The organism is Komagataeibacter sp. FXV3, from assembly GCF_015155755.1.
Classification (GTDB): Bacteria; Pseudomonadota; Alphaproteobacteria; order Acetobacterales; family Acetobacteraceae; genus Komagataeibacter.
This window is the reverse complement of sequence record NZ_VWPI01000007.1, coordinates 15,700-29,865: the sequence shown is the minus strand read 5'-3', so window position 1 is coordinate 29,865 and position 14,166 is coordinate 15,700. Positions and strand designations below refer to the sequence as shown.

Genomic DNA, 14,166 nt, shown 5'->3' with positions numbered 1-14,166 from the left:
ATCTGGCGCTCCGTTGCCAACCATGCGCGCAACCTGGCAATCAGTGATTGACCAGATCACGGCTGCGTGCATGCGCTGCTCTCTGGCCGATCTGACGCATCTGTGCACGCAGTCCCTTTTTACCGGGGGCTGGCTCGGCAACGTGATGGCCACCGCGATGGAAATCGGGGTTGAAGGCAAGCCAGTTCATGTCCTGCTCCACGACATGCATCGCGCGGTCCACCGCCTGCGGAATGGACGGATCATCGGCCATCTCCCATGCTGGATGTTCGTTTCCGATCACCACATGCACATCAACTTCCGCCTCATGGCCATATTCATCGCGACCGATAAGGGTCAGGTCGATGGAACCCGTGGCATCATCTGGCGCGATCATGGAAAAGCAGCGGCGATCCGCATCGAACGAGACCCAGTCAGGCAATGGCGCACCGCCGGCCTGGCGTGCCGTAATGGTCAGGTTGAGGTCCGTTCCATCCGAACTGTTGAAGGCACCGGCAGGCACATCGACATCATATTGCTGGTTGGTTGTCACAAACCGGTAGAGCGACGTGCCACGTATCCATGTCTGGTGCGCAACGCCAAAGCCACGCTGGAACTCGTTCTCAAACCCGTCCTCCACTGATGTCTTGAGCAGGTCAGAGGAACTGAGGTCATTGTTGAGGGTCGAGCCCGAAAGGGCGGGATTGCCCTCCTGCTGCGTCACATTTGTGTTCAGTGCCACCGTAGTCTGCGAAACATGGCTGGTCTCATCGGCCATCAATGCCGAAACATCTGCCACCTGTGCCGCCGTGCCCGTGGCCAACGTGCTGTTGGTCTCGACCAATGCGGCAGACAGGCCGCCCGGCGTGCCGGTAAAGCCTGTTACGGGCGCAAAATGCAGTTCCGCGTTGGCAGGCAACACAAGGGCTGCCGTGGCGGAAACCGAGATGCTGACATTATGCCATGTCCTGCCCCCATTGGTTGAATACTGCCATGTACCCTGCGTTGCCGGGTTGGCCGTATTGCCCACAATGGCAATGCCCTGCAGGTGGTCGGGCACCGAGCCATCGGGATTGGAGGCACTACGCTGCTGGTCGGCCTGATCGGAGAAAGTCGGTCCGAACAGGCTGGAAATCCTATCGCCCCTGACCTGCTGGTTATTGGCATCAGCCGAGGGCAGCGTGGCGCTGCCGGTGGCAACCGGCGCGTCATTGACCGGCGTGACGCTGGTGCCCACCTGCACCGGCACCCCATCAAGTGCGGTGCCACCGCCGGTGTTGCTGACATCAACCCCTGTTGCCACGCCGGTTATGGCATTACCCGCCACAGCCCTGCCATCCGCCCCGGTAAAGGCGGGAGCGGCGGTATTGTCCACCACCGTTGCCGTAAACGAGATGTTCGACGGGTCACCATTGAAGTTCGGCGCGGGCTGGAACCACACCTGCGCATCACCCGGCAGCACCACCGCGTTCGTGGCCGAAAGACCGGTCGGCAGCGCCTGCGCCGTGCCACCGGGTACGGAATACATCCATGTCCCCTCGCTGGCAGGCGTGGCATTGCCGGTAATGGCAACGCCGCCAACACCATTCGGGTCGGTGGTGGTAAACAGTTGCGAGACCGTTTCCTTCGGGCCAGGCTGGTCTTCCTGCCCGGGCGGAATGGTTACCGCCGTATGCACGTCCGGGTTGACCGTGACATCAAGCGGCTGGCTGTTGGTGCTGACCGACCCGTTGGGGTGGTCATGCTGCATCTGGGTTATGTCCACGCCCGTCAGCGCCGTGGCAGTGCCAGCAAGCGCCTGCCCCGTAACACTGGTGGCAACGCCGTTGCTGGTGCCGGTCAGCGGCACGTCGGCCGAAGTCTCGACAACCTGCGTGGTCAGCCCGCCCGGCGTGCCGGTAAAGTTCGGCACGGGGTCAAAGCGCACCCTGGCCTGATCGCCAAGCACCACGGCATCGCTGCCCGAAACATTGGCGGGCACGTCCGTCCACGTCTTGCCGCCATCGGTGGAATACTGCCACGTGCCCTCGGTCGCGGGATTGGCCGTATTGCCGGTAATGGCCACGCCAGCCAGATGGTCGGCGGTGGACCCGGTGGGGTCAGCCGCGCCCTGCCGCGCGTCGGTCCCGTCCTGCACCGTACTGTCCGGATACAGGCCTGCAATCGTGGCGCCTGTATTGGCGCCATCAGCACCGTTCGAGGTGACATCAGGCAGCACATAGGGGCCTGCCGCCATGGTGGGCGGGTCATTGACCGGTGTGACCGCCGTGGACAGGTCAACCGTACCCACACTGAGCGCGGTCTGCCCGCCACGGGTCGAAACATCGGCGCCCGCAACCGCCATCGTGCCGGAATCCAGCGCGGCACCGGTCAGCGGCGTGTCATCCGCCGTGGTCAGGGCCTGCCCGTTCGCCCCCACAAGGGCCGGGCTGCCCGATGCGGCGTCCGAACTGTCGATCAGCACGACCCTGAGGTCATCGCCACTGACAGGCTGGCCGTTATAGTTGGCCGCAGGCGTAAACTGCAGCTGGGCATCCTTCGACAGCACAAGCGCATTCGTGGTGGAAACGGACGCCGGAAGCGGCGTCCATGTCCCGCCACCATCGGTCGAATACGACCATGTGCCCGCAGCCGAGGGCGTGTAGCCCACCACCGCCACGCCCGCCATGGTGTTGGCGGTGGAACCATCGGGGTTGGCGGTACTCTGCTGCTGGTCGGTCCGGTCGGAGAAGTAGCTGCCAAACAGCTCCTGCACGCTCTCTGCCTTTGGCGTATCTTCCGTCACTTTCCACGAGGCGGGCTGGTTCCCCATGACCGGGGGGGCATTCGGATCGCTGTTGTCGGCCACAACGTCCGGCGCGTCATTGACCGGCGTGACGCTGGTGCTCACCTGCACCGGCACCCCATCAAGTGCGGTGCCACCGCCGGTGTTGCTGACATCAACCCCTGTTGCCACGCCGGTTATGGCATTACCCGCCACAGCCCTGCCATCCGCCCCGGTAAAGGCGGGAGCGGCGGTATTGTCCACCACCGTTGCCGTAAACGAGATGTTCGACGGGTCACCATTGAAGTTCGGCGCGGGCTGGAACCACACCTGCGCATCACCCGGCAGCACCACCGCGTTCGTGGCCGAAAGACCGGTCGGCAGCGCCTGCGCCGTGCCACCGGGTACGGAATACATCCATGTCCCCTCGCTGGCAGGCGTGGCATTGCCGGTAATGGCAACGCCGCCAACACCATTCGGGTCGGTGGTGGTAAACAGTTGCGAGACCGTTTCCTTCGGGCCAGGCTGGTCTTCCTGCCCGGGCGGAATGGTTACCGCCGTATGCACGTCCGGGTTGACCGTGACATCAAGCGGCTGGCTGTTGGTGCTGACCGACCCGTTGGGGTGGTCATGCTGCATCTGGGTTATGTCCACGCCCGTCAGCGCCGTGGCAGTGCCAGCAAGCGCCTGCCCCGTAACACTGGTGGCAACGCCGTTGCTGGTGCCGGTCAGCGGCACGTCGGCCGAAGTCTCGACAACCTGCGTGGTCAGCCCGCCCGGCGTGCCGGTAAAGTTCGGCATGGGGTCAAAGCGCACCCTGGCCTGATCGCCAAGCACCACGGCATCGCTGCCTGAAACATTGGCGGGCACGTCCGTCCACGTCCTGCCGCCATCGGTGGAATACTGCCACGTGCCCTCGGTCGCGGGATTGGCCGTATTGCCGGTAATGGCCACGCCAGCCAGATGGTCGGCGGTGGACCCGGTGGGGTCAGCCGCGCCCTGCCGCGCGTCGGTCCCGTCCTGCACCGTACTGTCCGGATACAGGCCTGCAATCGTGGCGCCCGTATTGGCGCCATCAGCACCGTTCGAGGTGACATCAGGCAGCACATAGGGGCCTGCCGCCATGGTGGGCGGGTCATTGACCGGTGTGACCGCCGTGGACAGGTCAACCGTACCCACACTGAGCGCGGTCTGCCCGCCACGGGTCGAAACATCGGCGCCCGCAACCGCCATCGTGCCGGAATCCAGCGCGGCACCGGTCAGCGGCGTGTCATCCGCCGTGGTCAGGGCCTGCCCGTTCGCCCCCACAAGGGCCGGGCTGCCCGATGCGGCGTCCGAACTGTCGATCAGCACGACCTTGAGGTCATCGCCACTGACAGGCTGGCCGTTATAGTTGGCCGCAGGCGTAAACTGCAGCTGGGCATCCTTCGACAGCACAAGCGCATTCGTGGTGGAAACGGACGCCGGAAGCGGCGTCCATGTCCCGCCCCCATCGGTCGAATACGACCATGTGCCCGCAGCCGAGGGCGTGTAGCCCACCACAGCCACGCCCGCCATGGTGTTGGCGGTGGAACCATCGGGGTTGGCGGTACTCTGCTGCTGGTCGGTCCGGTCGGAGAAGTAGCTGCCAAACAGCTCCTGCACGCTCTCTGCCTTTGGCGTATCTTCCGTCACTTTCCACGAGGCGGCCTGGTTCCCCATGACCGGGGTTGCAGTCGGGTCGCTGTTGTCGGCCACAACATTCGGCGCGTCATTCACGTTGTCATCCATCAGCGCAACGCTATCCGCGGCTGATGAATATGCGGAACCAGGCGTATTAACGCCCGTACCCAGCCCTGCCGTAGTCGGCAGCGCGGAGATGCTGCCATTGGCCGCGCCATCAAACTGATCCCATGCGCGGAAGGTCAGGGCATCATTGACCTTGCCGTTCCAGTTCGGGTCGGTGGACTGGAAATAGACCCGCGTCTGCCCGTTATCGATCAGGTGCAGGGCATTGCCACCGCCGACCGCACTGCCTGCGCCGCTACCGGCGAATTCGGTCCATGTCTTGCCGTTATCGGTGGTGTACCACCATATGCCGTGGGTGGTGTCGGCGCTGGTAATGGCAATGCCGGGCAGCGAAGTAGCGCCTGCGACACTCTGGCCGGTAAGACCCGCGCCATCAGGGTCGGTCACGTTGCCCGCGCCACCTGTTGCCCCTGCATAACCTGCCAGCTGCGAAACCGCTGTGCCCACCGCGCCCTGCGGCGGGAGGGAGTCCTCCTGCGCATCATTAAGGGAAACCGGGGCCGAGGGATCAAGGACCGGGGAGTCATTGGCTGCGGTGACCGCAATCGTGCCATTGGTGACGATGGGCGTGTTCGCCCCGTTTTCATAGACGGATATGCTCACATTGCGCGTGCCCTCGATGGGCGTATCGGAACTGTCGTAATATTTCAGGCTGGCGAGCGTACTCTGCCAGTTCTTGAGCGTGGTGGCGGTGCCTGCGGTCAGTGTCAGGGTACCGGTTGCGCTGTCCATGCTCGCCGTAATGCCGCCCGCCGTAGTGGCGGCCAGCACGTCCTGCGCTGTGGCAGAGCCGATCTGTACCGTCACTTTCTGGATCGATTCCGTGCCCGTGCCCGAGGCATCTTCTACCGAGACATAGGAGCCGAGTGCGGTAGCCGATGCCGCAGCCGGGGTATCATTGGGCTCGGCAAAGGTGGTGGCAAAGGTGGTGCCGCCAACACTCACATGCGTGAACATGGGCGCACTGGTCTGCACGCCCCCCGTGCCCTGTGCGCCAGTGGTGACCTGCTGACCCGCAAGGCTGGTATTGCCATCGGAGAACGTGGCCCCCAGCGTGACATCAAGCTGTGTTGCCGGGTCGGTAGCCGTGGGCGTGTAGGTATAGGTCAGGTCCTGCGCCAGTGTTGCAATGCCGGCCTTGGTGGCGGATGCATTGAACGTGAACTGCAGCACGCCCCCCTTGTCGGTATAAGTGCCGATTGCGGTGCCGTTCACGCTCACCTGCCCGCCCACCATGGTCACGCCGCTGCCTGCCAGCGCACCAAAGCTGTCGGTTGCCGAGGCGGCTGCCTTGCCATCAACGTAGCGCTGCACCGTCAGCATGGTACCGGCATAGGTGTAGGTACCGCTTTCCTTCGTGGTCAGCGTATCAAGTTCGTGGTCATCCACCGTTACCGCGCCATCGCCGATTGCCGTGGCGGCGCCAGCGGTGGTGACGTGGGGCGTGATGTCCTGCCAGCCTGTTATGGTGGGCGCGGTGTCCGGCAGTTCATAGGCCAGGTCGGCATGGGTTGCGCCCATGCCATTGGCTGAATCCGCATCGGGACTGACGGCGGTTATGGCAGATGTTGCCGCGCCATCGTGGTTGTAGACCTCCGTCTCGCTTGCAGGCAGCCCATCCGCTCCCCCCTTGGTCGGCACGGTAATTTCCGCAATGGAGGACGTGGGCGTGCCATAGATGGGCACCAGCGCCGCGTAGTTGCCATTGGCATCGGTCTGGATGCCGGTCTGCACAAGGCCGGTGGCATAGGTGCCGTCCGACCCGCGCGCGGCAACCGTAACACCCACGCCGCCCAGTGGGGTATCGATGGCGCTGTCATAGATGCCGGGCGTATTGCCCAGCGCCTGCCAGATCTGGCCCGACAGGGTGCCAAGCCCCATCGTGACCGAGCGCTCATAGGTATCGGCGCTGTTGGTACCAGCCGTACCTTCCTGCCCGGCCGAGCCATCGCGGCTCTGCGCCGTTCCGCCCGAAGTGGCGGGCGTTGCCCCGGCCAGCGATTCCCACGTCACACTGGTCGTGGTCTGCGCCAGCCCCTTTGTCAGGTCGGACAGCTTGACCGTATAGGTCACGGTCTCGCTGGCATGAGCGGCCAGCGTCAGGCCGTTGGTGGTCACGCCGTTTGCATCGGCTACCGCCACGTTACCACTGGCATTGATCGTGGTGTCCACCGTGCCCGCGCCCGAGGCCGCAACTGCGCCATCAACGGATTCCTGCCCTGCCACAAGCGGATCATTGAGGGCGACATCATAGGCCGCGGCATCGCCGTTATTGGTCAGGGTATCGGTAAAGGTGACGGTATCATTGGTGTAATCGATCGCGGTCACCGCCTTGTCCAGCTTAACGTCAGGCTCCCTGACCGTTTCGCTTACGGTGGATGCAGGGGTGGAGATGGGTGATGCGGGTGTTGGCGACGTGCTGGCCGTCAGGCTCTCGCTAAAGGGAAGGGTCTTACCATCCTGATTGGCCGTGGTATTGAGCACCGTGCCCGCCACCTGAATGATGGCGTAGTTGGGAACGGATGACTGGTCATTGTTGGTGACCGTGCCAAGATTGATGGTGAGCACGGTCTGCCCGGAAGAATCCGTTGTCACGCCGGTTATGGACGCACCGGTACCGTTAAGCGCAGCCTCTGCCGCATCCGTAAGCGTGAAGGTATTGCCACCACCCTGCACGGTCAGGGCTGGTGTCGTCCCTTCCGTAAACTGCGTGGCACTGCCAATGCCGGATGAGGTGATTTCGCCGTTCGGGCTGGCCAGCAGCAGGCGCAGCGATGTGGGGTCAAGCTGCACGTTGTCCGGCACCTTGAGGGTCAGCGTCACATCCTGATTCTGCCCCTCGGGGATCGAGACCTCGCCCTGCAGGGTCACCCGGTCTCCGGGTACGGTATCAGCCGCAGTAACAGGAGTAGTGGGGGAAATGCCGCTGGTGGTGCCGTTATTCTCACCCACGATGTCAAGCACGGACGTGAAATTGCCAACCGCCGGCGCATCGCCGACCGTGTGATTGAACGCTTCAGGCACGTCCTGCGGTGTCACCGGCGCATCCCCCGATCCGGACGGGCTACCCGATGGCGGCATGAATTCGTTGCTCTTGGGCGCCGAATGCCAAGTGTAGTCGTCCGTTACCGCAAGCTTCGTGCCCGCCGGCAGGTCGGAGGCAACCGTGCCGGTAATGGTATAGGTGACCGGTGCATCGGTGGGGGCAAGAGAGGCAAGCGTGGACAGGGCAACGGATGTCTGGCCCGCGGCCACAGTGATGGTCTGCCCCCCGCCCGTAATGGTAACGCCCGTCAGGTCCGAAGGCAGCGTAATGGCATGATCGATGTCATAGGCCGTGACATGACCGTTATTGCTCAGCTTCAGGGTATAGGTCACCTGCTGGCCACTGTACAGCGCCTGGCCTTTCGTATCGTCGGTGATGGTTTCGGTGAGGGAGGGCTTGCGCTCGGTTACGGTCACGTCGGCGGGGCCGGCCTGCTCTGCCACGGTGGCCGTGTCATCATGCACGCTGTAGTTCAGCACCGCCGATGACGTGATCGTGGCGGCATCGGCAGGTGCATTGTTCTCGCCATAATAACCGTTATAGGCCAGCGTTATGGTACCGGGCGTGGAACTGGAATTGGTAACCGTCTTGCCAAGGTCAAAGGTCAGGGTAGTGGTGCCATCGGCGTTCCTGACCGGCGTGGGCGCGGGCAGGTTGCCGCTGGCATCGACGCTCGAGGCGCTCGCGCCGGTCAGGGTGGCGACAAAACCCCCGGCATAGTCCATGCCCGCAGGCAGGGTTTCCACCACCGTCACATCGCCGTTGCCATTGGTGAGCGTGCCTTCGGGCACATTTACGGTAATGGTGGTGGTCCGCGTCTCCCCACTGACAATGGTGCCGCTGGAGGTTGCTGCATCCACGCCGTCATTTGCAGGCAGGTTGGATGCGCTAATGGTCTTGCTGATGGTGGGCGTCTGCAGGGTGACGCTTGCCGGATCGGTCAGGTCCGAGGCCTGCCCGCCAAGCGGCACGCCATTGGTCACGAACCCGTCGCCCTGCCCGACCGCGCTGGGGCTGTTGCCAAAGTTCACTACCGTTGCGTTGGCCACCAGCGTATCGCCAAGGTTCTGGCCGGTTGGCAGGGCCAGGTCATAGGTAATGGTCAGGTCCTGCCCCTGGGCCAGAACCGCAGCGGTTGCCGATGTGGCCGGTATGCTCAGCCCGCCCGTGGTGAAATAGCTGCTGGCAGCGGTCGAGGCATCCGCCGCCGAGGAATAGACTATCGTGCCATCGGGGCGCGTGATCTGGAAATTCCTGACATCCGCTGTAGAGAACCCGGCAGGCAGGGTGCCCGATACCGTCAGGTCGTACATACCGGCCGAGCCGGTATTTTCTACCGTGGAGGCGATGCGCACGGTGTCGCCCCCCTCGGCCCCCGTGGCATTGAGGTCATTGACCGCGCCAAGGCCGCTCACGCCATTGGCGGGCACCGATGTATAGGCGCCGCCATCCGACCCCGCCGCGTTGAAGGTGGTGGTGGGATCGGTATCCGTTCCCTCACCCGTTGTCTGGGGCGCATAGGTGACGGATTTATCGGCGCTGGTGCCATTCATGACCGATACCACGCCGGTCTTGATCTCGGCCGCAGGCTCGGCAACCGTAATTGACTGCAGGGTAGACTGGGCCGTCTGGGCATTCTGCCCATTGGTCAGGGTGGACTGCTCCTGACTGGTCAGGCTCAGGCCATCGGCAAAGGGGCTTGATGTCGCCTTGAGGGTAAACAGCATGGCCACCTGCTTGCCAGCATCACTGGTGGCAAGCGTGTCGCTGTTGCCCATATCGAAGCTGATGCTGTTGGTCGCGGACTGCGTCGAGACCGTGACCTGCTTCGGATCGACACCGTTTGGCACGCTCACCACGCTGTAGGTGCCGGCCGCCTGTTGGGTTAGGTCCGTGCTGGGGGCAGCCGTGAAAGCGGAATCACCGTTACCCGTGGGGTTGCTCGTGTCATAGAGCGGCAAGGGCAGGTAGGATGAAAGGTTCAGGTCAGTATAGGTGCCGGTCTGGAGGGTGTAGGTTGCCTCGTAGGTCACCTTGTCACCCGCGTGGATGACAGGCGTATCCGTGCCCTCTACGGCAACACCATTGATGGCCACGATCTTCAGCCCCGTCGAACCCTCGGGCACGGAAAGCGTACTGCCTGAATCGTCCTGCACCTGCGAGATCGTGCCATCGGGGCCTGTTGCCAGCGCGCTGACACTGACCTGGCTGCCGATCGTATCGCCTTCGGTCACCGGGGTATTCGTGGCGCTATAATTATCGCTCACCGTGCTGGCATAACTGATCGTGCCCTGCTTGCCCGCACCCATGGCGGGCAGGTTATTGTCAGCCAGGTACTGGGCGATATTCATTTTCACCACGGTCTGCCCGTTATCACCCGGCGTGGCCGACCAGTAGTCACTGCCCAGTTGCACGGTATGGGACGTGCCGGTGGCATCGGTATAGGTAAAGGTGGGGTTCGTGCCCGGCTGCAGGGCCTGGCCATCGCTCAGCGTGGTGGTGACCACCATGCCGGTGCTGGAATAGTAATCCGAATTCTCGATATGGATGTCATGCGTAATGGTATCGCCGGGCATGACCTGCCCTGCAGGCAGGCTGGCAGCACTGCCATCCGCATTCGTGATCGTATCCGTCTCCTGCACCGCGAAGGCCTTGGCCTGGAACGTGGTGGGCGATGTGTCCACCGTTTCGTCCAGCGCGACGGGCGTGGCTGTCTGCCCGTCCGAAACGGGCGGAGTCCAGTTGCCGGTATAGGATATGGTGGCACCCGAAATGGTGGTGAGCGATGTCGTGCCGCCAGAAGAATTGAGGATAGAATTTCCGGCCGCATCCGTCTGGCCAACATAGACCGGAATATCAATCTTGTAGGGCGCACTTTCACTGTAGGCCACGCTATCTAGCGTAACCTTGACCGACCCGCCTTCCTTTGAGCCGTCAGCGGGCGGCACATAGGTGGCCGTGCCGCTGATGGTCGAGCCATCGGCCCCGGTCAGGGTAATGGGGCTGTTGTTGTAATTGACGCTGTCAGGCAGGGTGACATTGAGCGTCATGTCCTTGATGGCGTTGGCCTGCGTCACTTCGGCAGGGGTGACGGTCACCTGGTAGGTGGCGGGATAATCCGGGCCGGTGGGCACTTCATCCTCGCCACGCGGCGAAGTGATGATACCGGCGGTCACCTGCACGATATTCTGGTCAATGGTGTTGGTTACGGCAGCACCCTGAATGGTCGGGTCAGTGCCAGGGTTGTTGAGCGCATCGGCGCCATACTGGTAGCCACCGGCCGCAGCGATGGTAATGGGCGCGCCCGCGCCTGTGGGCGCATCGACGGACTCGACCGTGTGATTGGCAAAATTCGCCGTAAGCGTGAGGGTCGGCTGGTTTGGTGTGTAACTGCCAAACGGCAGGGAAACCACATACATGGTATCGCCCGCCTTGAAGCCCGCAGGCGCCGTCACGAACTGCGGCTTGCCATCCGTGCCACTGCTGTATGGGTTGTAGGCCCCGATCTTGCCATCAACATCAACCAGCGTAACAGCCTTGGTGGACAGGCTTTGTCCCAGATACGTTACAGAGGTAAGCGGTGTATCCTGCTGCGCTGTGTTGGTCGGGGCGAATATCTCGACAAAGGGCGCGTAGCCCACGCCATTCTGTGCATTGTTGGCAAAGGTGATGGTCTGGGAAAACGCATTGCCCAGCAAATTGCTGGTGTCGCCCGCATTTGCAATGGTGACCGTGGCCGTCGGGCTGTCAAGCACGCTGTCATAACCGGCCTCGGCCGTGGCGGAGAACGGCGTATCCACCGCATTGCCGTCCAGTCCGGCCGTGCGCTCCAGTGTCCAGTCACCCCCCAACGCTCCCAGGCCCGTGGCATCGGTCGAGGCGGCGACCCCCGCGCCCGTCAGGGTATGCAGGTCTTCGACCAGCGCCTGCCCGGCCGCGCCCTGCCCCACGTCGCAGCCCCAGAACAGGATCTGCCCCTTCGTGCCCAGCGCATCGCCCCACTGGGCAACCTGCGTAATGTCCGCCATGAGGGTGGCGGCATTGATAGTCGTGCTGCCTAGCTCGATCTGGCCTGCCTGCCCGTAGGTAAGGAAGCTGACACTGCTGAGGTTCTGCTGGTGCGACAGCACGCGCGAGACGACGGACATGCCATTACGCGTATTGTCCACCACAACCACGCCCACGTTATCGCCCAGTGTGGCCGTAAGTTCGCGCCAGTCGCTTACCCGGGAATCGACAAAAACGATATCGGTAAAATTATCTTTTTTACTACCATCACGCTCATGCACCGACCGACCTGTACCAGTGGTTGCAGGTAAATCCGGCAGGGAACCAACGGATTCATCCACAACAGGGGCATCATGAGCGTTTTCGCCCTGATTCTCGTGGTGGTACCTGTCCGCCCCGTGGTGATGGGAGACATGCGCCACGCTGCCATCAAAGAGATATCTCTGCTCAAGAATCAGACGCATGAAAAATCCACTTTTATCAACAATTTGTTTAGGAATACCAGATTATGGTTTCCATGATATGAATCATTGCCACTCGGCAGGGCGCTACGACTGCATTTCCAATTACCACATTCCATCTACATTTTTTTTTCTCGTGTTACAACGAATGAAGTTGACAGAAATGTGTCCGCACCATAACTACCATGCCGTGCTCGGTATCGGGCGCGGCGTAACTGCAAAATAGGCGGATATTCCCAAACCATACTTATATATAGCTCTATATGTCTCTGTATAGATCTATACAGCTCCCTATAATCAGGTAACCACAAGCCCGTTCACGCCAGCTTGTGTTAAAATTTTTCTTGCCGACCTGAACACAACCCGGAAATTCATGGTAAATCCTGTGACGCATCAGCTTACCCGTGGCAAAATACGTCTGGTCTCCTGCGCTGCGCTTTCGACAGTCATGCTGCTGGCGGGATGTGGCATGCGGCCCAAGCCCATGCCGCTGGCTGATCACATAAAGCGTGCGGATGCCGATCACGCCACGATCGAGGCGCGTTATCTGCCGCTCGATGGTGACCTGACACTTGGCACCGCCATCGCGCGCGCGCTCAAGTTCAACTATGATTCACAGGTCGCCAAGCTTGAGATCAACCAGCAGGAAAAGCAGCTTGACCTGGCGCTTATGCAGATGCTGCCGCACCTTGCGGCCGATGCGGGCTATACAGACAGAAGCAATAACAATGCTGCTGAAAGTATTGACGAATTCAGCAACCAGCGTTCGCTGGATTATTCTTATTCCGAAATGCCAAGCCATGGCAGCGGCGACATCAGCTTTTCATGGAACGCCATGGATGCGGGCATCAGCTATTTCTCCGCCCGCCAGCAGGCTTTCCGTGCCCTGATTGCCGTCGAGCGCCGCAGGCGCGCCATCAATGATCTGGTCAAGGCCGTGACCACCAATTACTGGGAAGCCGCTGCAGCCCAGGTCATGCTGCCCCGCCTTGACCCCATCATTCACGATGCGGAAACCATGCTGGCGGCATCGCAGGATGCGGGTAACGCACACCTTCAGTCCCCCCTTACGCTGCTTGATTACCAGCAGAACATCATCCAGATCCTGGGTGAGATGCGGCGCATCAAGGATGAACTGGTCGGCGCGCAGATCCAGCTCGCCTCACTCATCAACGTGCCGCAGGATGAAAAGCTCAACCTTGCCACCCACCCGCAGGATGTGCAGCCGCTGGGCAACCTCGACATCCCCACACTCGAGCGCATGGGACTGGTCATGCGCCCTGAACTGCGCATGGAAGTGTACCAGCAGAAAGTTGACCGGCAGGATGTCTACAAGGAAATCCTGAAGATGATGCCTGGCATTGGCGCCATCGGCAACGGCAACTTTGATTCGAATGCCCTGCTCTATCACCACATCTGGGGGCAGATCGGGGTCCGGGCGACTGTCAACCTGATCAACATGATCCAGGGGCCGCGTGCCATCGCCGTGGCCAAGGGCAATGTCAAACTCTCGGAAATGCGCCGCCTTGCGCTGAGTGTCGCCATTCTGGCCCAGATCAACCTGAGCGCGCAGAAATACGTCACGGCAGTGGATTTTCTCAAATCCTCGCGACAGATCAACGATGTAAGCCTGCAGATGGAGCAGCTTGCCGTCTCCGCTTCCGCAGCGGGCGCACAGTCCGAGGCCAATCGCGTACGCCACCAGATGGCGGCCCTGCTCGGCCAGCTTGAATACAGCCGCAGCCTTGCCCATACCCATCAGGCGCTGGCCAACCTGTATGCCTCCATCGGCGTGGACCTTGTGCCCGCCAATGCCGATATTCAGGACCTCAAGCATCTGACGGCGCAGGTCGAGCATTCCATTGCCCTGTGGGAAAACGGCCGCCTGCCTGACCTGACGCTGCCCGATAATGTAAAGAAACCGGATGCAGGCAACAGCACGACACCTGTCGCGGTGCCGGTGCCGCAGGCTGCGCCGCCTTCCACGCCTGTCGCGCAGACGGATACGGCACAGCCTGCCGCTACACCCGGCTGATCTGCCATTTTGTAAATTGTTATTAATAAGTAATGTTATAAAGCTCCATCGCCCCGGGCGGTAGTGGCGCCTTTATTCCGGAAGG

At 61.9% G+C, this 14,166-nt stretch carries 2 protein-coding genes; one reads left to right on the top strand and one right to left on the bottom strand.

What is annotated here, in order from left to right:
• Positions 1-40 precede the first annotated feature (40 nt).
• Positions 41-12,049 (bottom strand): DUF4347 domain-containing protein, encoded by a 12,009-nt coding sequence (locus F1542_RS00825; RefSeq protein ID WP_193731339.1) that lies wholly within the window; start codon positions 12,047-12,049, stop codon positions 41-43.
• A gap of 370 nt (positions 12,050-12,419) precedes the next feature.
• Between F1542_RS00825 and F1542_RS00820 the strand changes: the two genes are divergently transcribed.
• A complete protein-coding gene (locus F1542_RS00820) occupies positions 12,420-14,081 on the top strand; it encodes a TolC family protein (protein ID WP_227672338.1) in 1,662 nt (553 codons plus the stop codon).
• The last annotated feature ends 85 nt before the right edge of the window (positions 14,082-14,166 follow it).